Below are 24,917 nucleotides of genomic sequence, written 5' to 3' on the forward strand. Positions count from 1 at the left end.
CTCAGGGCCATAGACGCTGCTGACGATCGGTCATGGTCGCTGAGGCTGCTGTACTTTGCTGCTGTACAGCAGCCTTGTCGCCGCTGGTCAGTGCGTTGTGCCTCGCTCTGAATCTATCGCACTCCGGACCCTCGTGGCTGTTCTGAGTGCCCTGGTGCCTGCTCGTCTCCGATCCCCCTCGTCACTGCCACGCCTTGCGTTGAGTCGGTCGTGTCAAGGCACGCTTTCCCGCCTTGATGCGGGCGGCTCAGCGTAAGACGCTGAGAAACGAGGGACCCTTGGTGACCACTCCACGTCGGTCGGGTGGGGTCGGTGATCGGACCGTGCTACTCCTGGGCCTCCGTCGTCGTTGGCGGCGCACCGTGGGTGCTGCCCTGCGGCGGGCTCGCCCGGCGGCGCCTGCCGAGAGCGGAGCGGTAGGCCGGCGTCGCCTCTTGGGCGAAGCCCGCCGTACGGGTGGTGACCCGCGCGCCGCCAACGGCGGCGCGCCTTGATCCCATAGAGCCAAATTCGGCAGGAATCCCAAGTAGCCCCGCGCGTACGACGTGCCAAGGTGCTTACACGCGCAGGGTCTTCAAGATCTCGTCGGCGAGACTGGCGTTACCGGCGGCGATGAACTTCTGGCGCGGGTTCATCGCAGCGGCGATGTCAGCGAGCGAATCGAAGCCGTAGTCAAGCGAGAGTGGCTGGCCGTGTAGGTCGATCACGCTTCCGCCTGCTGCGTGAAGCACGTAGTGGCCTGGTGCGAGGTCCCAGATAGCGAACCCCTTCGCGAACTCGACGGTGGCATCGGTCAGCCCAGCGGCGATATGGCACAGGCTCACCGAACCGAAGTCGACGCCAATGCGTCCCTTCTTCTTGCCCCCGGTGGATGGCGCGCTGAGCGCTGTAAGGAAGCCGCTTTGCTGCGCAAGGGGTACGAACCGGGCATCTGGGCGCATGAGGTAATTGGTGACCAAGGCTTCAGCGAGGCTGGCTTCCGAAGGTCGGTCAAGAACGTACTGCGTCTGGTCAGCCGTGATCATGAATGCGCGGTCAACACCTTCGGCGTCCCGTGCGCCGACGTAGAGCTGAATGTGGTGGAAGATGTCTCCGATAACCGAAACTACAGGCCTCGCAAGAGCGCGAGAGTAGATCATGATGTGCGTGTAGCCGTAGAGGCCTCTCACTGCGAGTTCGCTGGTGTCCAATGGGTCCACGAGGACGCATAGATCAGGTTCGGGATCTGACCCAATCACCTCGGGGTCGGCCTCTTCTGAGGCGTAGACAAAGGAAGGGATGTTTTCGACTAGGGCTTCCTTGTAGCGCTGATGCATCCACAGGTCGAATTCTGAAAGAAAGTTGTCGTTATGACGAGTGTTTTTCTGTTCGCCACGCTTTCCTGAAAGGGCTGCGTGAACAAGTCGCGGGCGTATTTCGAGCATGATTTCCCGGACTAGAGCAACAATTCGCGCGGCCAAGTCGGGAATTAATGTTTCGCTGTCCATTCGGTGCCGCCTTCGTGGCTATCGCAGTTCCAACGGGGGTTCAATTCCGGGAGGGCTCATGGTTGCGGCGATGAAGATAGCAGAGAAGTCCACCTTGCGCAGGTTTCGCGCACCGGCAAGACTATCGAAGTTGCTCGCGCGAGGGTCATCTCCTTCGGTCATTGCTCCGAAAACTGCGAAGTACAGATCCGCTGTCGGATAGCGCTCCCGGACCTGCTTCGCGAGGTAGCCAATAGCGTCAGAATGCTTGACCTCGAAGTCACATAGCACAATTGTGGAGTGCTCCCTGGCGTCAGGAAAGACGGAAGCGTTGTCAAGCTCGATTCCTCCACCGCGAACCTTATTGCATCGCAGATATCCAATTGGGCATCGCGAGAATCGCGAAGAAGAAAGAAAAGTCGCCATTACCAAACCGGCTTCGTTAATCCCAAAGCAAATATCGACATCGAGGCGACTGCCGAGATTCTTGATCTGACTACCAAGTTGTTCGATACCTAGACCGAATGTGCCCCAATTTAGATCCAGCAAACGGCCCGGCTGGGGGTTCGGTAAAGATAGCACGTCGAGTTTCACGTCGCCAAATTCTGTCCGTGGAACCTCAAGGGCGTATTCCTCGCCAATTTGATTTCCTTGTTCGGCACGCGGTTCGACACTGTCGACCGTTTGGATGTCAGGCGTTTGTGTGCGCTCATCCGCTTTGTCCTGAGGCGGCTCGGGTACGAACTCGATTCCGCCGTCGTGCGGTTGAAAGAGTTGTTCGACTTGCCATCCGGGGAGCATGGTTTCGAGGATGCGGCAGTGGTCGGGGTAGGGCAGACCGATGAGGTCGCCGGATAGCCATCGGTAGAACTGGGCTTTGCTGGGGTGTGTTCCGCGTAGCTTTCTGTCGAGTTTTTCGGCGATGGCGTCGTATTCGCGGCAGAAGGCGCGGTAAGTCTGGAGGTGGAGTCCTCGGAGCAGGACTTTGAGAACGTTGGGGCGCTCGTCCTGGGTGGCTGTCTCGTTGGTCACGAGACCACTCTACCACCAAGAAGAGACTCCGCGAGACTAGATGTGTACGAGATGCGTTCAGGTGAGTACTCCATGGTGTCGTGACGAGACACACGTTTGGCCGATTGTTGTAGGTACGCCGGTAAAGGCGTGTCGGACAAGCGGGAAGGTTTCACGCAGCATGGCTATCAATAAAGGTATCCGGTTCGGTATCTCGCACGATGAGGCGTTTCCTCTGGGTTTGGTGATGGTGGGTGAGGTGTCGGCGGACAACGAGTATCAGTCGCGTGAGGATCGGGCGGCGGGTCGGCCGGTGCGGCAGCGGGTTGATGAGGTGTCGGGTAAGCGGCAGTGGAAGTTCACGGCGACGGATCCGAGCGAGGAGAAGGCGAAGCGGGCGTCGTTCGAGGTGACGTTGCTGGCGGATGTGCAGCCGGTGCCGACGGTGGGTGAGGTGATGCCTGGTATGCGCCCGGTGGAGCTGGAAGGGCTGACGGCGGAACCGAAGGTCGCGGGGCAGGGTGAATACAAGTACCTGTCGTATGTCTTCCGTGCGACGGGGTTCAAGGCGGCGGGCAGCGGTAGCGGTTCGTCCTCGGGCGGGAAGGGATCGCGTCCGGCCTCGGCGGCGGCTGGCGAGTCGGCGGCCAAGGCCGCGTAGGCGGCATTACTTCAAGTCGGGAAGTGGTGTCGTTGTGCCGAAAAAGAAGCGCGTGCCGCGTGAGGAAATGTGGAGGACGGCGTACTACGCGTATAACGACGCGTCGAATGCCTTAGCGAGGGTGCGGGGCTCGAATACGCGGGAGTTGGTTCAGGCGGCGTCGGCGTCGCGGGCGGTGGCTCGGTTGTGGCGGGATCTGGCGGCTGGGCCGGATGTTCCGTGGTGGACGTATGCGGCGGTGGTGTCGGCGGTCCAGGTGTTCGAGGGACAGGCGGCGGTGTGGGAGCGACGCGCGGAAGGGAGTGACAATGTGGGACAAGCCGGGTCTGACCTGGGTAATCGGCCCGTGGGACGAAGTGACAGTCGAGGAAACGGGACCGGACCCGGCTTTCCCGCCGGTGCTGATGATCTCGGGCACGTCGGGTCTCTTGACGATTCGTCCCCCAAGCACGCCAAGCACGTGGATGACTCGCGTGCGGTTCCTTCACCAACTCCGCGACGGAGCGGACGAACTAGCGGCGTTATTGGCGAAACGGGCGGCCGAGTAAAAGAAATCGGAGGCCGTGATGAGTGAGGAAAAAGTGTCCCGCGACCCCGATTTTCCGCGCACGCTTCTTGCGGCTCGCGGAGATATGGTGATGCGTATTCCCTCGGGCAAGGACGACCCGGTTTATTGGGTGAAATATCACCGTCACAACGTGAAGATGTTCAAGGCGGTCGCGGTTTCTGATCCCGACCATAAATGGGAATGCCTGGCGTGGGCCGATATCGAACGGCGACGGGTGGAGGAGTTCACGAACCGGCCGGAATGGCGGCAGGCAGATGATGGGCCGTCGGGGGTGGTGTCGTGATGGTGGCGCGGCCGAATGCCTGGGGTAAGTCGTGGGAACCATCGGAGTTCAACGCGGCCGTGTATCTGCGGCGTCAGCGGGAGCGAATGAACTGGAGTCAGGCAGAGCTGGCCGCGCGGGTGGGGGTGAGCAACGCGACTATTTCCCGGGTCGAGACCGGTCAAAGTCCGATTACGTCGTTGGTAATGTTGATGCGTTTGTGTCAGGAGCTTGCGATTGGTTTCGATGATCTGCTGTCGCTGGTGATTGGCGATTACCGGATGAGGGCGGGGGGTTGGCGTGACCGGGATTGAGACGACTCGGGAGTTCGAGCGGCGAATGTGGCGAGTGTGGTCGGATCGTCCGTGTCCGGACACGTCGCGTGCTGGTGGCTGGATTCGGTGGGTGCGTGTCACTCGGGGTTTAAGTGCTGATGAGGTCGCTGACCGCGCGGATATCTCGACTCAGTTTATCTATGAGCTGGAACGTGGCAGGCGGCGGCTGGAGTCGACGGAAAAGGCTTTGCGTTTGGCGGACGCGTTGAATCAGGACCCGTTGCGGTTCATGCTTCGCGTGCTGGCAGACATTCTGGAGGACCAGGCGTTCTATGTGCCGGAAATCGGTGAGCGGGTGTGAACGGTCGCGACTCGGATAAGGTGCCTCTCCTGCATGACGGTTCGGCGCTGGACGGGATGACGGCGGCGGAGTGGTTGCGGCGGGCTCGGAAGTATCGGCGTTTGACGCAAGTGCAGCTAGCCGAGCGATCCGGCGTCAGCAAGAACCATGTCAGCCAGTTGGAGCTGGGCCAGCGGGCGTTGTCCAAGGTGGATACGGCGGTCCGGCTGGCGGATGGCCTGAACATAGCGCGAGAGCATGTGTGGCTGGTCGCGCTCCGAGATTTCGAGCGTAAGGAGCGTGCCCGTTTGAAGAAATGATCATGTAGTTGACAACTGAAAAGAAACAATTTTCACACGTGGGGACGCGTGTTAGATAAACGCGTCCCCGTGTGGCTAAAAGTGTCCCTATAGAACGCAGAACCGGCCGTGTGGCTACCAACCTTGAACCGGTTCTGCGCCTGTCCACTGGAGTAAGTGAACAATGCAAAAGATAAACGATGACAAGAGGTGTGCGTCAACGGGGGTCACCCGAACGCGCTGCCCTGGATGTAAGAGGTTCGCTCGGCTGCTGCCGGGTGAGGAGAAATGTTCCCCGTGTCTGGGGATGCTGCCGTTGCCGATCGTGCTTCCCGTGCGGGGTGGTCGGCGATGAACGCACAGGAAGTGATGACCAGTCTCGCTGTCGGCGGTGGGCTGGCGGTGGTGCTGTGGATACTGGCCAAAGTCGGCCGTGTCCTGGCGGCTGTGTTCGAGGCGCTGGCCGCGCTGGCGATCCTCGGCGTGGCGCTGTGGGGCGTGGCGCGGGCGGTCGGCTGGGTTGTTCGGCAACTGGTCACATACTGGCGTACTTGCCTGGCGCTGCTGGGCTTGTGGGCCTGGTGCACGGTGCTGGGCTGGGTCTCCCTGGTCGTCACGGTCGGCGTCCTGGCGCTCGTGCAGCTCGTGTGGTGGCGCTGGGATGCGGTCGGGTATGACCAGTGGTGCGGGCGGTGGCTGCGCGGGTGGTGGCTGCGCTGGGCGCTCTACGGGCGGAAGCTGGCCGGGTGGTTGCACGCCTGCGGCCTGACGGTCCGGGATAACGCGATCCCGGTCGACGTGACCGTGAACCTGGTGTCTCGTCGGCGCAAGCGTGAGGCGGTCGCGAAGGCACGTCAGGCGTCCGGTGTCGCGGTGCCGAAACTGCTGTCGGTGCGGTCGGGTCCGTCGTGGGATGAGGTCCGGGTGCGGCTGGTTCCGGGGCAGAAGCCGGAAGACTTCGATGAGGTCGCGCGGGAACTGGCTGTGGCTCGAAAAGTCTCTCGCTGTCAGGTTCGGGAGCTGGAGCCGAATGTGGTGTCGATCGACTTCATGCGCCGCGATCTGCTCGACTCGGCAGTGATGTGCCTGCCGGTTCCGGAACTGATGCCTACCGATGGCACGGGGGTGGATCTGCGGGCGGTGTACGCGGGGTCGACCGAGTACGGGACGCCGTGGACGGTTCCGCTGATGGGCCGGGGCGCGCACACGCTGGTGGCCGGTGCGACGGGTGCCGGTAAAGGGTCGGTGATGTGGTCCCCGCTGGTGTCTGCGGCCCCGGCGATCCGGGCGGGTCTGGTGCGCATGTCGGGGATCGACCCGAAAGCGATGGAGCTGTCCTATGGGCGGGGGATCTTCACCCGCTACGGGCAGTCGGGTAAGGAGGCCCTGGAGATCCTGGACGCGCTGATCGATGAGCTGGAGAACCGTAAGCGCGTCTTCGCCGGACACACCCGTGAGGTGCCGCTCTCGACCGAGTTTCCGTTGGAGCTTTTGGAGTTCGATGAGATCGGAGCCCTGACCCGGTACACGGACCGGAAGACCCGTGAGGCCATTGTGGAGCGGGTAGCGATCCTGGCCACCCAAGGCCGGGCGCTGCTGTTCACGGTGCGCGGCTATGTGCAGGAGCCAACGAAGGACACGGTTCCCGTGCGGGAACTGCTGCCGCGTCGGGTGGCGTTGCGGGTGACGTCGAAGACACAGGTTCCGATGGTGCTGGGTGACGGCGCGTATGAACGCGGTGCGTGGGCGAACCGCATCCCGGAGGGCTCGGCCGGTGTCGGCTACGTCTGGGGCGAAGGTATCCGCGAACCGCTGCGTGTCCGGGCCGGGTGGGTGTCGGACCAGACCGTCAAGCACTTGGAGTACTACGTCACCAACGGTGGTGCCTCGGTCGTGCACCTGTCCGATCGTCGCGGCGAGAGGGGGACGGCATGAACCGGCTGATGGTGTTCCTGGACGCGATCCGCGACCACCTGGACGAACACGTGCTGCCTCCGGCGGCGCTGGTGTCGGTGTCCTCGCACCTCGATCCGATCTCGGTCCAGCTCGACGTCGACGTCCTGAACAAGGTGGCGGCGGCGTTGCTGCGGTGGGTGTCCACGTTGGACACCGTGGCGGGTTCGATCGTGCGCACACCCGGCGACAGTGTCGTGCTGTCGGTGACGGGGCGGACTCCGTGTGGTGTCCCGGTCAAGGTCTACGGCGTCGTCGCGTACAACTCGGACACGTTCCCGGACCTGCCGGTATCCACCCGGCAAGACCTGCCGATGGCTGCCCTGCATGGCTGGGCCACGGCTGAGGGGGTGGCTGCCTGATGGTCAACGCAAGGACGACAGATACCCAGGTCGAGGGCACTGTTCCCGCTCCGATCGGACGAAGCCGCGGGGCGTTGTCGGCGGAGGTCGTGAAGGCCACGGCGGAGAAGCACGGCGTGTGTGTCCGGCCGTTCACGATGGAGGTCGGCGACACCGACACCGGGGAGATTCGCTACGTTCCCGTGCCGTGCGGGTCCACTGTGGAATCGGTGTGTCTTCCTTGTGCTCGCAAGGCAAAGGCGCTTCGTCAGGCGCAATGTCGTGAGGGCTGGCACATGACCGAAGAGCCCGTGATCATCCGGGAAACGCCGTCGCAGAGCCAAACGGAGCTGGTGGCGTTGAGGGCTGACCTGGCGGGGGCTTACCGGGAGGCGGTGGCGGCCGGTGATGAGGTCGAGGTGGAAGAGATCCGCACGGAGGTCGCCTCGGTGGATGAGGAGCTGCGGGCGTCGGGCATGACGGGTCGTCTCCCGGGTCTCGACGTCCCGGAGCGGAAGGCGGTGAAACGGTCCACGAAACGGCGGCAGGACGCGCCGAACCTTCCTCGACGCAAGGTGTCGTCGGCAACGGTGGGACGGGAGTACGCGGGGCGGTTCCGGCCGTCGATGTTCGTCACGCTCACCTGCGACACCTACGGCCCGGTGCGGTCGGACGGCTCGCCGGTGAACCCGACTTCGTATGACTACCGGCGGGCGGCTCGGGACGCTGTGCACTTCTCCGCTTTGGTGGACAGGTGGTGGCAGAACCTGCGGCGCGTGGTCGGCTGGGATGTGCAGTACTTCGCCACCGTGGAACCCCAACGGCGGGCGGCTCCGCACCTGCACACCGCCCTCCGTGGCTCCATCTCGCATGAGGTCATCCGGATGGTCACTGAGGCGACCTACCACCAAGTGTGGTGGCCCAACCACGACGAGATCGTCTACACGGACCGGGAACCGTTGTGGGACATGGATTCCCGCTCGTTCGTGGACCCGGACACCCGGGAGCCACTGCCGACGTTCGATGAGGCCAAAGAGGCCGTCGAGGAACCGGCCCACGTGGTCACGTTCGGTCGTCAGGTGCACTCGAAGGGAATCTTGGGCGGCACAGAGGAATCCGGCCGTCACATCGGCTACCTCACCAAGTACCTGACCAAGTCCACCGGTGAGGTGGTCGACGCCGACACGGTAGGACAGCGGGATCACCACGACAGGTTGCACGCGGAACTGGCGGTGACCCCGTGTTCGCCTCGGTGCGCGGTGTGGCTGCTGTACGGCATCAACCCCAAGGGAGCCAACGGGAAAACCGTTCCCGGGCACTGCAAGGGCCGTGCTCATCGCCGGACCACGTTGGGGTTGCCGGGTCGGCGGGTGCTGGTGTCCCGGAAGTGGTCGGGCAAGACGGTGTCCGATCACAAGGCGGACCGGAAGGCGTTCGTGGTGTCCGCTCTGGCCGATATCGGTGTGGTCAAAGAGGAACCGGCGGCGGATCGGTTCGTGTGGCGCAAGGTCGAACCCGGCGACACCCACTGCCCACCCCGGGATCACCTAGTCATGCGAGCCATCGCTGAGCGGATCACCTGGCGGGCCGAGTACGACAGAGCACTACTCGCCGCACAAGGGCCACCGGGCGAACGTCTCGAAACTTCGGCAACTCGGCAAGCGGCGTAAGGGGGAACTGATGATCACGCGTAAATGGCACACCGTCGCAGAGGTGGCGGAGATGCTGGGCTACGGACTGTCTAAGACAAAGACGCTGGTCGCCACCGGGCGGATTCAATCCGTCAAGGACGGTCACAACCGGCGGATTCTCCCTGAATGGGTTGATCAGTACATCAATGATCGAGTGGCGGAGGCTGCCTGATGACTGGGAAGGCGCGTGCTGACGGGGAAGGCTCGATTTACCCCCACCGCAACGGCTTCGCTGCCTACGTGTGGGTCACGACTCCCAGCGGGGAGAGGAAGCGCAAGTACGTCTACGGCAAGACACGCGAGGAAGTTCACGATAAGTGGTTGAAGCTGCATCAGGAAGCAAAGAAGGGGCCTGTCGCGACACGGGTTCCGAACTTGGGGCCGTACCTGAACTACTGGCTTGAGGAGGTCATCCGGCCGAACCGGGCACCCAAGACGTACGTGAACTATGAGCTTTTCGTTCGGCTGTACATCGCTCCGTTCTTGGGAGACAAGCGTCTCGACCGTCTGCAACTTCGTGAGGCACAGAAGTGGGTCAACAAGTTGCCTACGGTGTGCCAGTGCTGCGCACAGGGCAAGGACACCCGCAGGTCTCGGGCCAAGCAACGGTGTTGCGCGCTCGGGCGATGCTGCGAGCAAGCGCCGTCGGGCCGCACCATCAAAGACATTCGGGACTGTCTGCGTAGCGCGTTGAACTACGCGTGCCGCGAAGAGTTGATCAGCCGGAACGTGGTGGCGCTCGTGACTTTGCCGTCTCTCCGGAAGCCGAAGCGTCAACGGTGGTCGAGTGATGAGGCTCGGAAGTTTCTTGAGTCGGCCAAGGCGGAGAACGATCCGCTGTACGCAGCGTATGCCCTCGTCCTGATCATGGGTATGCGTGAGGGTGAAGTGCTCGGTCTTCCGGACGAGGCGATCAACTTCGAAACGTCGGAGCTGGATATCTCCTGGCAGTTGCAAAGAGTCCAGAAGAAGCTTCTGCATCGCCAGACGAAGACACCGACGTCTGACGACACCATGCCCCTGATCGACATCGTCACAGCCGCGTTGAACCTGCGGTTGGAGCGTCGGGGGAGGGACAAGGAGAAGGCTGACGCCTGGCTAGACAGCGGGCTCGTGTTCACGACCGAGCACGGCACGCCGATTGAGCCGCGTAACTTTCTCCGGTCGTGGGCGACGCGATGCAGAAAGGCCGGTGTCCGGTACATCACCGTGCACGACGGTCGTCGCTCCTGCGGGTCGCTGCTGGCGGATCTCGACGTTCACCCTCGGGTCGCGATGCGGATTCTCCGGCACGCTCAGTTCGCGGTCACGATGGAGATCTATACCGAGATCTCGTCGGACCAGACACGGGCGGCGCTCAAGAAACTCGGAGACAGCTTGCAATGACCTGCTGCTGTACTTTGCTGCTGTACGGGTAGCAAAAAGGCCCTTCCCGACTCCCTGGGAAGGGCCTTTGAGCTGCTGTGGAGCTGAGGGGAATCGAACCCCTGACCTTCTCGATGCGAACGAGACGCGCTACCAACTGCGCTACAGCCCCTCGTGAAACTTGCCCCCTCATTCAGGGCTCCATGAGCTTATCAGTGGCTCACGGAGCCCCGAACGCGGGGGTCACTCTCCGGAGGCCCGGCGGAAAGGCCTGGTCCCGGGCTCGTCGAGTTCGTGGAAGGCCGGGTCCTCGTCGTCGAGGTCGACGACGACGGCTTGGCGCCGGAGGCGGGACATCGGGGACGGCTTGCGCTCCACGGCAGCCGAACGTTCGGCGGCGACGACCTCGATGTCCTCGCGGGACTCGCGGGACTCGTGGAGTTCGTCGTCGGCGATCGGCGGGCGGCGTGGGGTGCGAGTGTTGTTGTAGCGGGCGAGGCGGCGCTGCCGGATGTCGTTCTCGATGCGGACCTGGCGGCGCAGGTACGCGAGATAGCCGATGAGGACGGCGTCGACGACACCGTTGGCCCACCAGACCATCGGCGTCAGGAAACCGGCGACGACCGCGGTCGTGACCACCAGCACCAGGAGCGCGATGACGATTCGCTGCCGGAACGCGTACTTGGCGCGCGCGGCGATGTCGGCCGCCTCGGGGTCGAATCCGCCTCGGCCGGGCCGGTAGCCCGCGCCTTGGCGTTCTCTTTCGGTGTGCGACCCGCGCGAGGGCTGGGGAAGCGGTTCGGCTTCCGGCTCCTCGTCTTCGAGGTCGGCGTCGAGTTCCGCCTCGAGCTCGGCCAGATCGTCTTCTACCGACGGTTCCGTGTTCTCCGCCATGGCGAACTCCTCCGGTCCCTCTTGGCGTGTGCTCCCGCTCCGCACGACTCGCGCCGCCAAGGCTGAGTCCGTCGTCCGGGCGACCTGCTGGCGCTTGCGGGCGACCATGGGCACGAGAACGACGAGCCATGCCGCTGCGAGCGCGACGATGATCACCGAACTGGGCATCTCCCGTCACCTCCCCCGATCCACTGCTGTAGTCACGCTAGCCACAACAGTCACACACGCCGCGCAGACTCGCCGGTTTCGATCACAGAAAATGCCTCACCAAATTAGGTGAATCTCACAGTTTGTGGTAACGCGATCACGGGAATGACCCGGTGATGGGGTCAAACGCGCTCGGCGAGGCCCTTCGCGACCAGCCGCGAAACCAGTCCGTCACCGGTCTCTTCCTTGGTGACGGCGTAGCAGAAATGGTCCCGCCAGCCGCCCGCGACGTCGAGGTAGCGTTCGAAAAGCCCCTCTTGCCGGTAGCCCGCCTTGGCGAGAACCCGCAGGCTGGGGGTGTTTTCGGGGCGGACGGTCGCCTCGAGCCGGTGCAAACCGCCGAAATCGAAGACGTGGTCGGTGACGAGGGCGACGGCGCCGGTCGCGACGCCGCCGCGGACGATGTCCGATGACACCCAGTAACCGATCCAGGCCGATCGGAGCGACGCCCGGATGACGTTACCCACAGTGATCTGTCCGGCGAAGCGTCCATCGACCGTGATGGTGAACGGAAGACACTGTCCGCGCCGGGCCAGGCCGCGCAGGGCCAGCCATTGCGACGGCCACGACCAGAACGCGTTGCGATCCGGCCACGGCCCGATGCCGGTCGGTTCCCACCTCTCGAGGTGCTCGCGGTCCCGCAGCCGGACACGGCTCCACTCGCCGGCGTCCCGCAGCCGGACCGGCCGGACGGCGAGGACACCGGCGGGCACCCGGAGCGGCCCGAGTTTCGCGGGCCAGCCGGGGTGCCTGCTCTCGATCGGATACGCGCCGCCGGAGATCGGTGCGCCCATTACGCCCGCTGGGCCAGGAAGGTCACCTTGACCTGCTCGCCCGCGGCGACCTCGGTGAGGTCTTCGTCGATGTTGATCAGGCAGTTCGCCTCGGCCAGCGACGCGAGCAGGTGCGCGCCGGAGGTGCCGAGCGGCTGCACCAGGTACTCGCCGTTGCCCTCGTCGCGCAGCAGTTGGCCGCGCAGGAAGCCTTTGCGTCCCTTGGTCGAGGTGATCGGGGAGAGCAGTCGCGCGCCGACGATCCGGCGGTGCGGGTTGCGGGTGCCGCGCGCGGCGCGGATCAGCGGGCGGACCAGCACCTCGAACACGACGAGCGCGCTCATCGGGTTGCCGGGGATCAGGAATGTCGGCACCGAATCGGGGCCGAGCCTGCCGAAGCCCTGCACCGAACCGGGGTGCATGCCGACGCGGGTCATGTCGATGTGGCCCAGGTCGGACAGCGCCGCGTGGACCTCGTCGCCCGCGCTTCCGCCGGCACCGCCCGCGACGACGACGATCTCCGACATCAGCAGGCGGCCTTCGACGATCTCGCGCAGCCGTTTCGGATCGCCGGGGACGATGCCGACGCGGCTCACCTCGGCGCCCGCGTCCCGCGCGGCCGCGGACAGCGCGTAGGAGTTGACGTCGTAGACCTGCCCGACCGACGGGGTGCGGTCGATGTCGACCAGTTCGTCGCCGACGGACACGATCGAAACCCGTGGTCGCGGGTACACCAGTACCTTCGCCCTGCCGACCGCGGCGAGCAGGCCGACCTGCGCCGAGCCGATGGTGTCGCCCTTGCGGACGGCGACGTCGCCGATCTGCACGTCCTCGCCGGTCCGGCGCACGTAGCCGGCGGACGGCACCGACTTGTGCACGGTGACCTTGGCCTGGTGGCCGTCGGTGTAGGCGGTCGGGACCACGGCATCGGCGAGTGTGGGCAGCGGCGCGCCGGTGTCGACCCGCACGGCCTGGCCCGGCTGCAACCGACGCGGCTGGCGGGAACCGGCGGCGATCTCGCCGACCACCGGCAACTGCACCGGCTCCTGGCCCGCGGCGCGGACGTCGACGCTTCGTACCGCGTAACCGTCGATGGCGGCCTGGTCGAAACCGGGCAGCGCGTGTTCGGCGACGACCTCTTCGGCGCACAGAAGGCCTTGGGCCTCGGAGATGGCGACTCGGACCGGACGCGGGCGTACCGCGGCGTCCAGGGTCAGCGCGATCTGATCCTCGACGGAACGGAACTGTCCCGCGTCTTCGGTCTCGGCCGCTTCGGCGATGGGCTCCGTCATGACTGGGGGATCTCGATCCGTTCGTTCGACCAGGCACGCGATGAAGGCCCGTCGGTGAACTGAAGTTCACCGCCGTTACCAGGAGTGATGCGGTCCGAAGTCAGGGAAATCGCCCGATCGGGCAAGCTCCTCGTCGTCCGTGCCGCCGGGGTGGTCGCTGCGCCTGTCATAGGCGTGAAGCCTAACCTGACCATGTGGGCAAGCCCGGCAATGAACACCTGAGCAAAGCGGAGTGGCGTTCCCGGATAACTGCCGAACGGCGTTCACAGGTGCCGGAGGACCGGGCGCGGGAGGCGGTGTCGCTGGCCGTCGCGGCCGCCCGGCTGCCGGGCGCGGTCGTCTGCGCGTACGTGCCGTTCGGGACCGAACCGGGCTCGACGCGGCTCCTTGATCAACTTCTCGACCAGGGCAAACGTGTCCTGCTGCCGATCGTGCCCGACGAGCCGGGTCCGCTCGGCTGGGCCGCCTACGAAGGCCCGTCGACGCTCGGGCCGGGCAGGCTGCGCGGGTTGCTCGAACCGACCGGCAGACGGCTCGATCCCGACACGCTGGGGACGGCCGATCTGGTGCTGATCCCCGCGCTCGCCGTCGACGACGAAGGCGTCCGGCTCGGCCGGGGCGCCGGGTATTACGACCGGTCGCTCTCCTTCGCCGCGCCGGGCGCCGCGCTGATCGCCGTCGTCCGGGACGCCGAACTCGTGCGTGAGTTGCCCGCGGAACCGCATGACGTCCGCATGACCGGGGTACTGACCCCGGAGCACGGCCTGGCGCCGCGACCGGTAATACACTGACGCCCCGACGCAGTGGTTCAGAAAGGGCACAATGAGCTCTGACGCGCACCTGTCCGATCGTTTCGCCGAAACGCTGTCGAAAATGCGTTCCGCTGGGGCACACGCCAGGGAACTGGCTGCCCTGCGACGGCGGCTCGAGCAGCTGTCCGAACCCGGCGCCGGTGAATTGCCGGGAAACGAACTCGAACCTCTCGGTGACATCAGCAGACTCGTGGAGCTGCCCGAGCCGGACGCCGAGGAAGCGCGCCGGGTACTGGACCGCACGGCCGTTCTCAAGCTCAACGGCGGTCTCGGTACGAGCATGGGGCTCACCGGGCCGAAGTCGTTGCTGGAAATCAAACCGGGAAAGACCTTCCTCGACGTCATCGCGATGCAGGTGCTCTCGACCCGCGAGAAGTACGGCGCGCGCCTGCCGCTGATCCTGATGAATTCGGCGGGCACCCGCGAGCCTTCGCTGGAGTTGCTGAAGAAGTATCCCGATCTCGCCGACGAGACCATCCCGGCCGACTTCCTCCAGGGACGCGAACCGAAGATCACCGCAGACGGGAAGCCCGTCGACTGGCCCGCGAACCCGGAACTCGAATGGTGCCCGCCGGGGCACGGCGACATCTATGTCGCGCTCGCGGTGAGCGGGATGCTCGAAACGCTGCTGGCGGAAGGCATCCGCTGGTGCTTCGTGTCCAACGCCGACAATCTCGGCGCGCTCCCGGACGCCAGGATCGCCGCTTGGCTCGGAGGCGAGGACATCCCGTTCGCGATGGAGACCGTGCTCGGCACCGCGGCCGACCGCAAGGGCGGGCACCTCGCGCGGCGCGGCGGCCGGATCGTGCTGCGCGAGTCCGCGCAGGTGCCCGACGGTGACGACTCGTTCGGCGATGTCGCGAAATGGCGCTTCTTCAACACCAACAACATCTGGTTCGACCTCGGACGCCTGAAGGCCTTGCAGGACGCCGACCCGGCCGCGCCGGCACTGCCGCTGATCGTGAACCGGAAGACCGTCGACCCGGCCGACGCGGCCAGCACGCCGGTGATCCAGCTCGAAACGGCGATGGGCGCGGCCATCGGTTCGCTCGAGGGCGCGCGGGCCATCGAGATCCCGCGGACCCGGTTCGCCCCGGTCAAGACCACCGACGACCTGCTCGTCGTCCGCTCCGACGCGTATGTGCTCGACGACGGCGGGGAGATGATCCCCGAGTTCACCACCACCACCCCGCCGGTCGTGTCGCTGAGCAAGGAGTTCTACAAGCTCCTGCCCGACTTCGACGCTCGCATCCCCGACGCTCCTTCGCTCAAGGAGTGCACGAGCCTCGAAGTGGACGGCGACGTCACCTTCGGGAAGAACGTCGTCGTCCGGGGCGACGTGAAGATCGCCGGTCCGAAAACCATCCCGGACGGCGAAATCCTCTAGTCCCGCTGGGCGATGAACACGTACTCGCGTCCTGGACGGTCGGGGGCGTCCCGGACGTCCAGGACGCGGAAGCCGTGTTCGCCCAACAGCGTTTCCAGGTCTTCGCGCTCGCGGAACCACAGTTTCGAATCCGAGGTGACGACCTCGCCGTCTTCGAACCGGTAGCTGTACCGGAACGAGACGAACGGGAGGTCGACCTCGGTGACCTCGCGCCACTGCTCGACCTCGCCGACGCCTGGGACGTCGATGGTGTCGTGCGCGGTGTCGGCTGCCCAGTCCTCCCAGGCGCGGCGGTCCGGGCGCCGGATTTCGAACACCAGGTGCCCACCCGGTGTCAGCGCGGTGTGGACGCCTTCGAGAGTCCGGTTCCATTCGTCGTCGGTCAGGAAGACCTGGGCCACGTTCCCGGTCATCACCGCGAGATCGGCGCCCGCCTCGCCCACCGCCTTCGCGTCACCCATGGACCCAGGTGATCTTGCCTTCCGGATCCTTGGCCTTGGCGATCTCCAACGACGCCTCGGCCGGATCGACCCCCACGACCTCGATCCCGCGTCCGGCGAGGAGAACGGCCAGGCAACCGGTGCCGCAGCCGACGTCGAGCACTTTCTTCGCCCCGAGTTCGCCGATGATGGCGAGGTAGTGGTCCAGGTCGTCGCGAGCGCCGTCGAAGGCGTCGTAGATCGGTGCGAGCCGGGCATGGGCGAAGAGCGCGTCAGGCATTCGGCGACGATAGTTCCGGGACGCGTTCGGGGGCCACGGATTTACGCCAGGCCCGTTCTCCCAGCAGTGCCAGGAAGGCGGGCAGCAGCACTCCGCGGACCAGTGTGGCGTCGATCAGCACGGCGACCGCCATCCCGACACCCATCATCTTGTACTCGATCGCGCTCAGCGTGATGAAGACGCTGAACACGCCGACCATGATCACCGCCGCGCTGCTGACCACTCCCGCGCTGGTGCCGGTGCCGCGGACGATCGCGGTCACGGCGCCGTCGCCCCGGCGTTCGCGGATCCGGCTGAGGATGAAGATGTGGTAGTCCATGCTCAGCCCGAGCAGCAGGACGAACATGAACATCGGCAGCCAGCCGACCACCCCGCCGTACGGGGTGAATCCCAGCAGGGAGGCGAAATGGCCGTCCTGGAAAATCCAGGTGAGCACGCCGTAGGCGGCGCCGATCGACAGCAGGTTGAGCACGATCGACACGAGTGACACCGCCACGGACCGGAAAGCCAGCAGCAACAACAAGAACGCCGTCAGCAGCACGAAACCGAAGACCAGCGGCATCCGCTCGATCACCCGGTCGGCGAAGTCGCGGGCGCTCGCCGTGCGGCCCGACACCGCGACCTCGACGCCGTCCACCTTCCCGATCGTCTCAGGCAGCACCTCGGTACGCAGTTTCGCCAGCGCGGCGTCGGCTGCCGGGTCGCGACCCGCTCCGGACAACGGGACCCGGACGACCACCGCGTCGCCGACGTCGGCGACGGCGATCGGTTTGTTGAGCATCCCACCGGTCTCGCCGATCCGGCGTTCGAGGTCCGTGATCGCGGCCCGCAGCGCCGGGCTGTCCACCGGACCGCCGTTCTCGGCCGTCAGCACCACCGTCGCCGGGTAGACGACCCCGGGAAAGGCTTCCTGGGTGCGGACGGCGGCGTCGATCGTCGCCATCGAGCGCGGCAGGCTTTCCGCCGGTGTCGGATCTTGCAGGCGCATGCCGAGCGCGGGCAGGGTGAGCAGGATCAACAACGCGGTCGCGAGCCCGCCCCACAGCGCGGGCCGCCGGGTGACCGCGCGGGCGATCGCGGACCAGAACCGGGAGTTCTCCGCGGCGGTGCGCCGCTTGCCCAGCCAGGGAATCCTGCCGCGATCGACCTTGTCGCCCAGCAGGGAGAGCAGCGCGGGCAGCACGGTGATCGAGCCGAGCACGGCCAAGCCGACCACGAACGCCGTGCTGATCGCGAGACCGGTGAAGTTGTCGAGTCCGGTGAGCACCAGCCCGCTCACGCACAGGACGACCGTGACCCCGGAGACGATCACGACGTGCCCGGACGTTTTCGCCGAGATCCGGATGGCGTGGTCGACGGAGTGGCCTCGCGCGCGTTCTTCTCGTTGCCGCCTGAGGAAGAACAGCGAATAGTCGACGCCGACGGCCATACCGATGAGCAGGGTGATCACCGTCGTCGCGCTGTTGATCGGGGTGAAGTCGTCGACGACGGAGAGGAAGCCGAACGTCGCCGCGACACTCGTGCCCGCCAGCAGCAGCGGGACCGACGCCGCGACCAGCGCCCCGAAGACGATCAGCAGGATCACCAGGGTCATCGGCAATGACAGGAACTCCGAGCGTTTGACGTCCTCCCGGATGCCCTTGTCGACAACGGACGACAGACTGAGATCTCCGGACAGGCCCAACCGGACCGACGGATGCCGCGCGGCGACCACGTCGACCTGCGCGGCCGCGGTCTCGAAGTTCGGGCGGATGTCCTTCTCCCCGCCCGCGATCGATAAGCCGACGAGACCGGACGCGCCGCCTGCCGAGATCCGCTCGGCGCCATCGGTGGCCAGTGGCGAGCGGACGTCGGCGACGGAGCCGGATCGGGTGAGCGTCGTGACCAGGTCTTCGGTCGCCCGCCGGAGTTCTTCGTTCGCGGCGAACGGCGGTGCGCCCGGCTCCTTCGCCTCGATGAGGATGTTCTCTCGTAAGGGGTCGAAGCTGCTCTGGGCGTTCAAGGCGGTCTGCGCGCGGCCGGATTCGCCGGGATCGGTGCTCCGGCGGCTTTCGCCGTCCAGCAGCGTTCCCGACAGCAGGGCGATGACGACGAGGGCGACCCAGCCGACGAGGGTGAGCGCGCGATTCCGCACGGACCAGGCGGCGATTCTTTCGGGCAGCATGAACTACAGTCCTTTGTGTGAAGGAGTGAGATGCCTCGGGCGAGGTTTTTGCTTCTTCTTTCCTGGGTCGTCGAGTTGCCGCTCGGCGGCCCAGGGTCTTTCCAAGCCGGTGGTCAGTCGACCTCCTTGAGGATCCGTTCGACCGAGCCCACGCTCTTCTGGAGATCCGCGAGGCGCCCGTCGAGTTCGGTGAGTTTGCGTTCGGTCTCTTCCTGCGCCTGGACGGCCTTTTCGGCGAGCCTGCGGTATTCCTGTTCACGCGCGAGCGCGCCCCTGGCCCGGATGGTCGCGCCGAACTGCCACACGACCACCGTGATCACCACGGTGAGGAACACGAAGATGCCGATCAGCCCGACGACCTCCTGCCACTGATGCCACTTCATGGTCGTTCCCCCTGATCGACGGTGTCCGGTGCGGTGAGCGTCGGCGCCGCGGCGGCGATGGTGCCGGGGCTCAGCTCGACCAGGAACGGGTTCACCTCGTAGAACTTCATCGCCTTCCCATCCTCCGACAGCTCCAGTGAGGCCGAAACGAGCCCGGCCGCCTCCAGTTTGCGCAGATGGAGCTGCAACAGCGCCCGGCTGATGCCGAGCTCTCGCGCCAGCTGGCTCACGTACGCGCGCTCGGCGCGGAGCGCCGCGACGATCCGCAGCCGGTGCGGATTCGCCAGTGCCCCCAGCAGTCGCAACAGCTCGTCGCCGGAGGGTCCGGTGGCGGTCATGGCGAACTCCTGCACATGCCAAAGAAACCTAGCAGGTGCTGGTTCGGTCTACCAGGTGTTCGAGCCAGACGTTCGGTTCCACGTACACGCCGACGTCCACCGCCGAGGAGGCGAGAACCGGCGCGATCCCGCCCGGCACGGTCGTGAGGCCGTCCTGGAGTTCGACGCCGGTCCACGCCTTCCACTGCGCGAAGGTGCCCGTGATCGTCATCGCGAACGGTGCCACCTTCACGAACCGTGCGCCGAGTCGTTCGTGCGTCCGCAGCCACGGGTCCTCGGGCAGCCCATCCGGGCGACGGCGGGCGATGTAGTCCTCAAAGGACAGTCCGGGTTCGTTCTCCTTCCCTGCCGGGCGGACCGGCACGACGAGGTTGCGCATACCTGTCTCCGAGGCGCGTTTCTTCAGTGCTTCCAACGCTTTCGTGGCCAGGCCGCCGCCACGGCGGCCTGGCGCGACCAGCACTTCGAGTGCGATCAGCGTATTCGTCTCACGGGTGCTCATCAGGTCTTCCGCGGCCCAGATCAGGGCGGCGTCCCAGCCGTGGTCCGGCAGTTCCGGGCGTTCGGCCGTCGGGAACCCGACCGGGACGGCGGCCGCTCTCGCCACCGGGACGCCGTCTTCCAGCAGCACGAGGAAGTACTCCGGCCAGCGAGCGGCCAGATGGGACGACTTCGCCAGCAGGCCCGTCTGGTCGTACAGGAGGAATTCGCCACCGACGCCGCCCAGGTCGAGCGCGGGCGCGCGCAGGTCGGGCCGGGTGGCCAGGTCTTCGATCACGATCATGTCCTCAGTAGAACCCGAGGACACTTGCTCTCACGAGGTGGTTTTCGGGGTGGGCCTAACGCACCGGCAGCGCGCGGCGCCGTCCGGTGAGGCCGGTGGTGTTGAGGTTGGCGCGCTCGCCGGCGGAATGCCCGTCGAGGTAGCCGCTGCCGGACAGCCGCCTCGGCGGTGCCGAGCGCAGATCGCCGTACTGCTCGTCGTATGCCTGCTTGACCATCGCCGTCCGATCCTGGATCACCAGTTCGGCGGAGCGATGGCCCGCGGCGGCGGTGTGGGTGCGGGCCGCGGTGTCTTCACTGTTGCGGAGCCGTTCGTAGACCGCGCCGGAGAATCCGTGCAGCCATGTGCGCCGGTACGCGGCCAGCGATTCGCCCGCGAACACGCGGTTCTCCGGGCGGACCCTGGTCAGCTGGGTGGTCGCCTGCAACAGCAGGCTCGTGTACAGCAGTTCGGTCCGCTCCAGGTCGGTGCGGAAACCGAACACCGTCACCGCGGTGACGGACTGGCCGAGCCGGTGCAGCAGGGCCCGGCAGCGCAGCGGATGCGCGATGTTGGTGAGCAGTCCCGCCTTGTCACGGCTGTACGGGTTGTCGAGCGGGATCATGATCTGGGTGATCTCGTCGGCTGTCGCCCCGGAGGCGGCCAGCAGTGCCTGATCGATGCCGTACCTGGCGATCAGTTCGGCTGCCTTGGTGTTGTAGGACTCGGCTTCGGCCTCGGTGACCGCCGGATCCTCCGCTTTCGCGAGAAGTTTCCGGACGCGCGCGAGCAGCGTGTCGTGATCGGGCATGGCCCCCCTTCCTGATTGGGTTGAAGCGGATCAACCTAGGAGAGGGGTCCGACAATATTCGGGTGAGATGCCCGGATCCCGGCAAGGGGGTGGTATGTCGATCGACGTGTCGGTGGTCGGTTCCGGTCCGAACGGGCTCGCGGCGGCGGTCTTGCTGGTCAGGGCGGGGCTGTCGGTCGAGATCCACGAAGCGGCGGACGAGATCGGCGGGGGAACGCGGACGGCTTCGCTGTTCGACGACGACGTCCGCCACGACATCTGCGCCACCGGGCATCCGATGGCCGCCGGACTCGCGTACGAAGACCTCGACCGGACCTGTGACGCCCTCGGCACGGACGGACCCCGGTGGCGCCGCCTGCTCGACCCGCTGGCCGAACGCAGCCGCGAACTGGTCGATCCCCGGATCGCAGCCCTTCTCCCGGCCAGAATCGCGATGCTCGCCGCCGGTCTGGAGCGCCGCCTGTTCACCGGCCCGGAAGCGCCCGCGCTCCTTGCCGGTGTCTCCGCGCACGTGATGAGCCGCCAGCCTTCACTCGCCGCGGCGGGCGCGACGCTCCTGCTCGGCCACCTCGCGCACTCGACAGGCTGGCCGATCGCCCGCGGCGGAAGCCAGGCCATCACCGAGGCGCTCGCCACCGACGTCCGCGCGCACGGCGGGCGGATCCACACCGGCAGCCGGATCACCGATCTGCGGCAACTGGCGAACTCGCGGACGGTGATTCTCGACGTCGCCCCACGCGGTTTCCTCGACATCGCCCGCGACCTGATGCCGCCGCGCTACCGGAAGGCGCTGGAGTCCTACCGCTACGGTCCCGGCGTGGCGAAGGTCGATTTCCTGGTGTCCGAACCGGTTCCGTGGGCGGTGCCGGAGGTCGGCAAGGCGGGCACCGTCCACCTCGGCGGCACCCGCGACGCGGTGTACGCCGCCGAAAACGCCATCGTGCGCGGGGAAGATCCGGACGACCGCTTCGTGCTCGTGTCCGATCCGATGGCGATCGACCCATCCCGAGGGCTGCCGGGCAAACGGCCGGTGTGGGCGTATTGCCATGTACCGCACGGGGATCCCCGTGACGCCACCACGATCGTCCGGCAGCGGATCGAGCGGTTCGCGCCCGGGTTCTCCGACACGATCCTGGCGAGCCGCTGCCTCACCGCGCCGGAACTCGAGGCGTACAACGAGAACTACCCTGGCGGTGACGTCGCGGCCGGCGCGGTGAATCTGCGTCAGCTGCTCGGACGGCCCGTCGCGCGGTGGAACCCGCACCGGACCCCGCTCGGCGGTGTCTTCCTGTGCTCCGCCGCGACGGCGCCGGGGCCCGGCGTGCACGGGATGGGCGGCTGGCATGCCGCGAAAGCCGTACTGGGCAAGGACTTCGAGTAGCTTCAGCCAAGGTAGGCGTCGAGCGTGACGGCCAGCGCGCTTTCCGGTGACGGCGCGAAGCTGGCGCCCGCCAGTCCGCCCCAGAGCCACAGTTGGGCGAGGCCGTGCAGCGACGCCCACAGTGAGGACGCGAGCAGTCGAGGATCGGTGGCCGGATGCCAGTCGCCGTCCTGGACCTCGGCGACCAGCGCGGCGAAGAAGTCGAAGACGGCGCTGCTCATCCGCGTGAGTTCGGGATCGTCCGGATCGATCAGATCCCGGCGGAACATCAGCTCGAACATCGCCGGATTGGCCAGGGCGAAGTCGACATAACCGTGGCAGGCGGCGATGAGCCGCTGCCGGGGTGTCCCGTCCGGCAGGCCGAAGCCGCGGTCGAGCAGTTCGGTGTAGCCGCGGGTGGCGACGGCCGAGAGCAAGGCCGCGCGGCCGGAGAAATGCCGCAACGGCGCTCCGTGCGAGACACCGGCCGCCTTCGCGATCCCTCGCAGCGTCACCGCGCTGACGCCTTCTTCGGCCAGCAGGTTCGCCGCCGTGTCGATCAGGCGAGTTCGGGCGCCCACGAGCGGGTCTCCTCGAGGACGGGCAGGAGGTCCGGGCGCTTGGGCAGGAAGCCGTCGCCCGGCTGGCGGCCGACGAGCCGGTTGCGGAACCGGCTGAACGCGACAGGCAGGACCTCCCTGGTCAGCCAGCGCAGGTCGTCCCGCAGACAGGGGCGTCCGGCCGAACCGGGGAGCGGTTCGAGCCAGGCCGGGTCGTGGGCGACGCCGAGTTTGCCGAGCACGTGCCCGGCGAGGCGCCGATGGCCCTGCTCGGACAGATGCAGCCGGTCCGGGCCGAAATAGCGGGAATCGTGCGCCGCGTGGTCCGGCCAGAGGTCGACGAGTGTCGCGCCGTAGCTGACGGACGCCTCGCGGACGGCGTCGTTCAGCGCGGTGATGCGCGGACGCATGCGGTGACCCATCGGCATGCGGTGGGAGATGTCGCTGAGGGTGAAGGTGACGACGGACGGCGCGAACTCGGTGCAGGCGCGGATGGCGGTGTCGACGCGGCGAGCGACGGTGCGCGCGTCCCAGCCGCGGCTCATCACGTCGTTGCCGCCGCCGAACAACGCGATCAGATCCGGCTGGAGCTTGCTCGCCGCCTCGGTCTGCTCGGCGTGGATCTGGTCGAGCCTGCGCCCGCGGACCGCGAGGTTGGCGTAGCGGAATCCGGGCTCGTCCTCGGCGAGGCGTCCCGCGACGAAGTCCGCCCAGCCTCGGTAGAAGCCACCCGACGGATGCGGATCGGCCAGCCCTTCGGCGCAGCTGTCGCCGAGCGCGACGAAACGTCGGTAGCCCATCCAGATCTCCGTAACCACGAGTTCACCTTGTAGACACTGTCTATCAAACTTATGTAGACGCTGTCTACTCACGCACTCCAAGCTGCTGGAGTAAACGAACGATCGTGCTACATTCGGAGGGGTGAGCACACTCGAAGTAAACGAGGTCTTCGTCGGGCGACCGTCCGTACTCGGGGTGAAACGCGAGGTCCCGGTGTACAGCGCGATTGCGAAATCGCGGGTGGAGGCGGTGTCGCTGGAACTGGACGAGATCAACCTCGCCGGTGACGACCAGGCGGATCGCACCGTCCACGGCGGCGCCGACAAAGCGGTTTACGTCTATCCTGCGCCGCACTACGCGACGTGGTCCGAGCAGGGTTTCGAAGTGGCCGCGGGCGACTTCGGGGAGAACCTGTCGGTGACGGGCGCCGACGAACACGACGTGCGGATCGGCGACATCTGGGCCTGGGGAGACGCGCTGGTCCAGGTCTCGCAACCGCGTACGCCGTGTTTCAAACTCGCGATGAAGACCGGGCGTAAAGACGTCATCCCGGCGATGATCGACTCCGGCCGCAGCGGCTGGTACCTGCGGGTGCTGCGGCCGGGCGAGGTCCCGACTTCGGGGCACCTGACGCTCGAAGAACGCGATCCGGTGAACCCGACGATCGCCGAGGTGTACGTCGCGTCGTTCACCAACATCGCCCAGCTGGACGACGATCGCTCGGCCGCGTACTGGGCGCTGCTGGACCGGGTGCTGGCGGCGCCGTCGCTCTCCCGGCAGTACCGTGACGGCCTGGAATCGGCGAAACGGCGGCGGGAGGAACGGAATGCCGGTTGACGGCCGGGTGGCCCGCGGCGACGCGACGAGGCGGACCGTGTTGCGGCGCGCCGTCGACATCGCCTCCGTCGAGGGGCTCGAAGGGCTGTCGCTCGGCAGGCTCGCCACCGAATTGGAACTGAGCAAATCCGGTGTGTTCGCGTTGTTCGGTTCCAAGGAGGAACTCCAGCTCGCGGCGATCGAGACGGCGAGCGCGATCTTCGCGGAGAACGTCGCCGGGCCGACCATGGAGGTCGAGCGGGGGATCGCGCGGCTGCGCGCGTTGTGCGCGAACTGGCTGGACTACTCGGAACGCCGGGTGTTCCCCGGCGGTTGTTTCTTCTTCAACATCGGCGCCGAATTCGACGCGCGGACCGGCCGGGTCCACGACGCGGCGGCGAACGCGAGCCGGGCTTTCGCCGAGTTCATCCGGACGGCCGTCGTGGAGGCGAAGAACGCCGGTCACCTCCGCGAGTCCGTCGACGTGAACCGGCTGGCCTTCGAACTGCACGCCCTCGGCCGGGCCGCGAACGCGGATTCGGTGATGTTCGGCGGCACGGAGCCCTATGAGCTGGCCCGTGCCGCCATCACCGCCCGCCTCGACGCCGCGGCGAGCTGAAACCGG

28 protein-coding genes, 1 tRNA gene and 1 pseudogene are annotated in these 24,917 nt (G+C 66.4%); 15 read left to right on the forward strand and 15 right to left on the reverse strand.

The features are described 5' to 3' along the window. Nucleotides 1-326: 326 nt before the first annotated feature. From BS329_RS43315 to BS329_RS42475, 3 genes are read right to left on the reverse strand one after another with little or no spacing between them, the layout of a single operon-like run. The gene (locus tag BS329_RS43315) at nucleotides 327-500 is read right to left on the reverse strand and encodes a hypothetical protein (RefSeq protein ID WP_158075772.1); all 174 of its coding nucleotides are present in this window, start codon (nucleotides 498-500) and stop codon (nucleotides 327-329) included. Between the two features lie 57 nt (nucleotides 501-557). After that, a complete protein-coding gene (locus BS329_RS11585; RefSeq protein WP_076159188.1) occupies nucleotides 558-1,487 on the reverse strand; it encodes an inositol monophosphatase family protein in 930 nt (309 codons plus the stop codon). Nucleotides 1,488-1,505: 18 nt separating this feature from the next. Then, a complete protein-coding gene (locus tag BS329_RS42475; protein ID WP_143252977.1) occupies nucleotides 1,506-2,498 on the reverse strand; it encodes a hypothetical protein in 993 nt (330 codons plus the stop codon). A 160-nt stretch (nucleotides 2,499-2,658) separates the two neighbouring features. On the opposite strand from BS329_RS42475, the gene BS329_RS11595 reads away from it, so the two are divergent. From BS329_RS11595 to BS329_RS11645, 10 genes are all read left to right on the forward strand, one after another. Continuing rightward, nucleotides 2,659-3,138, forward strand: a complete 480-nt coding sequence (locus BS329_RS11595; protein WP_076159193.1) for a hypothetical protein — start codon at nucleotides 2,659-2,661, stop codon at nucleotides 3,136-3,138. Nucleotides 3,139-3,704: 566 nt separating this feature from the next. Beyond that, complete coding sequence (locus tag BS329_RS11605) at nucleotides 3,705-3,989, forward strand: AMED_5909 family protein (RefSeq protein ID WP_143252978.1); 285 nt, start codon at nucleotides 3,705-3,707, stop codon at nucleotides 3,987-3,989. After that, nucleotides 3,989-4,282: a helix-turn-helix domain-containing protein gene (locus BS329_RS11610; RefSeq protein ID WP_076159202.1), complete on the forward strand. Its 294-nt coding sequence runs from the start codon at nucleotides 3,989-3,991 to the stop codon at nucleotides 4,280-4,282. Before BS329_RS11605 ends, BS329_RS11610 begins: the two co-directional genes overlap by 1 nt. 91 nt (nucleotides 4,283-4,373) lie before the next feature. After that, nucleotides 4,374-4,604, forward strand: a complete 231-nt coding sequence (locus BS329_RS11615; protein ID WP_158075773.1) for a helix-turn-helix domain-containing protein — start codon at nucleotides 4,374-4,376, stop codon at nucleotides 4,602-4,604. Beyond that, complete coding sequence (locus BS329_RS11620; RefSeq protein ID WP_076159207.1) at nucleotides 4,601-4,903, forward strand: helix-turn-helix domain-containing protein; 303 nt, start codon at nucleotides 4,601-4,603, stop codon at nucleotides 4,901-4,903. The genes BS329_RS11615 and BS329_RS11620 overlap by 4 nt, the downstream gene beginning before the upstream one ends. Nucleotides 4,904-5,233: 330 nt before the next feature. Beyond that, entirely contained in the window at nucleotides 5,234-6,817 is a 1,584-nt protein-coding gene (locus BS329_RS11625; protein WP_076159209.1) for an FtsK/SpoIIIE domain-containing protein, read from the forward strand. Next, complete coding sequence (locus BS329_RS11630) at nucleotides 6,814-7,197, forward strand: hypothetical protein (protein WP_076159212.1); 384 nt, start codon at nucleotides 6,814-6,816, stop codon at nucleotides 7,195-7,197. Before BS329_RS11625 ends, BS329_RS11630 begins: the two co-directional genes overlap by 4 nt. Continuing rightward, nucleotides 7,197-8,846: a replication initiator gene (locus BS329_RS11635; protein WP_076159215.1), complete on the forward strand. Its 1,650-nt coding sequence runs from the start codon at nucleotides 7,197-7,199 to the stop codon at nucleotides 8,844-8,846. Before BS329_RS11630 ends, BS329_RS11635 begins: the two co-directional genes overlap by 1 nt. A gap of 10 nt (nucleotides 8,847-8,856) precedes the next feature. Further along, nucleotides 8,857-9,039: a helix-turn-helix domain-containing protein gene (locus BS329_RS11640; RefSeq protein WP_076159217.1), complete on the forward strand. Its 183-nt coding sequence runs from the start codon at nucleotides 8,857-8,859 to the stop codon at nucleotides 9,037-9,039. Then, on the forward strand, nucleotides 9,039-10,253 hold the full coding sequence (locus BS329_RS11645; protein ID WP_076159220.1) for a site-specific integrase: 1,215 nt from the start codon (nucleotides 9,039-9,041) through the stop codon (nucleotides 10,251-10,253). Before BS329_RS11640 ends, BS329_RS11645 begins: the two co-directional genes overlap by 1 nt. A gap of 78 nt (nucleotides 10,254-10,331) precedes the next feature. Here BS329_RS11645 and BS329_RS11650 read toward each other — a convergent pair. From BS329_RS11650 to glp, 4 genes are all read right to left on the reverse strand, one after another. Then, nucleotides 10,332-10,404: transfer RNA gene (locus BS329_RS11650), tRNA-Ala, on the reverse strand. A gap of 71 nt (nucleotides 10,405-10,475) precedes the next feature. Continuing rightward, a complete protein-coding gene (gene sepX, locus BS329_RS11655; RefSeq protein WP_076159223.1) occupies nucleotides 10,476-11,294 on the reverse strand; it encodes a divisome protein SepX/GlpR in 819 nt (272 codons plus the stop codon). Between the two features lie 161 nt (nucleotides 11,295-11,455). Further along, on the reverse strand, nucleotides 11,456-12,127 hold the full coding sequence (locus BS329_RS11660) for a GNAT family N-acetyltransferase (RefSeq protein WP_076159226.1): 672 nt from the start codon (nucleotides 12,125-12,127) through the stop codon (nucleotides 11,456-11,458). Beyond that, nucleotides 12,127-13,398: a molybdotransferase-like divisome protein Glp gene (glp, locus tag BS329_RS11665; RefSeq protein ID WP_076159228.1), complete on the reverse strand. Its 1,272-nt coding sequence runs from the start codon at nucleotides 13,396-13,398 to the stop codon at nucleotides 12,127-12,129. The genes BS329_RS11660 and glp overlap by 1 nt, the downstream gene beginning before the upstream one ends. A gap of 218 nt (nucleotides 13,399-13,616) precedes the next feature. Here glp and BS329_RS11670 point away from each other — a divergent pair, with 218 nt between their 5' ends. Together BS329_RS11670 and BS329_RS11675 are read left to right on the forward strand one after the other, a co-directional pair. After that, nucleotides 13,617-14,189 carry a 5-formyltetrahydrofolate cyclo-ligase gene (locus BS329_RS11670; RefSeq protein WP_076160204.1) on the forward strand — a complete coding sequence of 191 codons (573 nt, stop codon included), beginning with the start codon at nucleotides 13,617-13,619 and terminating at the stop codon, nucleotides 14,187-14,189. Nucleotides 14,190-14,220: 31 nt separating this feature from the next. Then, nucleotides 14,221-15,597, forward strand: a complete 1,377-nt coding sequence (locus BS329_RS11675; protein ID WP_076159231.1) for a UTP--glucose-1-phosphate uridylyltransferase — start codon at nucleotides 14,221-14,223, stop codon at nucleotides 15,595-15,597. Here the strand turns inward: BS329_RS11675 and BS329_RS11680 are convergent. The 6 genes and pseudogenes from BS329_RS11680 to BS329_RS11705 form a co-directional block, all read right to left on the reverse strand. After that, a pseudogene (locus BS329_RS11680) lies at nucleotides 15,594-16,317 on the reverse strand (class I SAM-dependent methyltransferase). The gene BS329_RS11675 and the pseudogene BS329_RS11680 sit on opposite strands and share 4 nt — an antisense overlap. After that, complete coding sequence (locus BS329_RS11685; RefSeq protein WP_076159234.1) at nucleotides 16,310-18,481, reverse strand: MMPL family transporter; 2,172 nt, start codon at nucleotides 18,479-18,481, stop codon at nucleotides 16,310-16,312. Before BS329_RS11685 ends, BS329_RS11680 begins: the two are co-directional and overlap by 8 nt. A 113-nt stretch (nucleotides 18,482-18,594) precedes the next feature. Further along, entirely contained in the window at nucleotides 18,595-18,864 is a 270-nt protein-coding gene (locus tag BS329_RS11690; protein WP_076159237.1) for a hypothetical protein, read from the reverse strand. Beyond that, nucleotides 18,861-19,202, reverse strand: coding sequence for an ArsR/SmtB family transcription factor (locus tag BS329_RS11695; RefSeq protein WP_076160207.1), 342 nt, complete (start codon nucleotides 19,200-19,202; stop codon nucleotides 18,861-18,863). Before BS329_RS11695 ends, BS329_RS11690 begins: the two co-directional genes overlap by 4 nt. Nucleotides 19,203-19,230: 28 nt before the next feature. After that, complete coding sequence (locus tag BS329_RS11700; protein WP_084749586.1) at nucleotides 19,231-19,986, reverse strand: GNAT family N-acetyltransferase; 756 nt, start codon at nucleotides 19,984-19,986, stop codon at nucleotides 19,231-19,233. A gap of 55 nt (nucleotides 19,987-20,041) precedes the next feature. Next, nucleotides 20,042-20,776 carry a DUF2786 domain-containing protein gene (locus tag BS329_RS11705; protein ID WP_076159240.1) on the reverse strand — a complete coding sequence of 245 codons (735 nt, stop codon included), beginning with the start codon at nucleotides 20,774-20,776 and terminating at the stop codon, nucleotides 20,042-20,044. A gap of 94 nt (nucleotides 20,777-20,870) precedes the next feature. Between BS329_RS11705 and BS329_RS11710 the strand changes: the two genes are divergently transcribed. Next, nucleotides 20,871-22,157 carry a phytoene desaturase family protein gene (locus BS329_RS11710; RefSeq protein WP_076159243.1) on the forward strand — a complete coding sequence of 429 codons (1,287 nt, stop codon included), beginning with the start codon at nucleotides 20,871-20,873 and terminating at the stop codon, nucleotides 22,155-22,157. 2 nt (nucleotides 22,158-22,159) lie between these two features. On the opposite strand, the gene BS329_RS11715 is transcribed toward BS329_RS11710, so the two are convergent. After that, a complete protein-coding gene (locus tag BS329_RS11715) occupies nucleotides 22,160-22,717 on the reverse strand; it encodes a TetR/AcrR family transcriptional regulator (RefSeq protein ID WP_076159246.1) in 558 nt (185 codons plus the stop codon). Continuing rightward, complete coding sequence (locus BS329_RS11720; protein WP_076159249.1) at nucleotides 22,696-23,496, reverse strand: SGNH/GDSL hydrolase family protein; 801 nt, start codon at nucleotides 23,494-23,496, stop codon at nucleotides 22,696-22,698. The genes BS329_RS11715 and BS329_RS11720 overlap by 22 nt, the downstream gene beginning before the upstream one ends. A gap of 121 nt (nucleotides 23,497-23,617) precedes the next feature. Between BS329_RS11720 and BS329_RS11725 the strand changes: the two genes are divergently transcribed. Together BS329_RS11725 and BS329_RS11730 are read left to right on the forward strand one after the other, a co-directional pair. After that, a complete protein-coding gene (locus BS329_RS11725; RefSeq protein ID WP_076159252.1) occupies nucleotides 23,618-24,313 on the forward strand; it encodes an MOSC domain-containing protein in 696 nt (231 codons plus the stop codon). Next, entirely contained in the window at nucleotides 24,303-24,911 is a 609-nt protein-coding gene (locus BS329_RS11730) for a TetR/AcrR family transcriptional regulator (RefSeq protein ID WP_076159255.1), read from the forward strand. The genes BS329_RS11725 and BS329_RS11730 overlap by 11 nt, the downstream gene beginning before the upstream one ends. The last annotated feature ends 6 nt before the right edge of the window (nucleotides 24,912-24,917 follow it).

Source organism: Amycolatopsis coloradensis (assembly GCF_001953865.1).
GTDB lineage: Bacteria > Actinomycetota > Actinomycetes > Mycobacteriales > Pseudonocardiaceae > Amycolatopsis > Amycolatopsis coloradensis.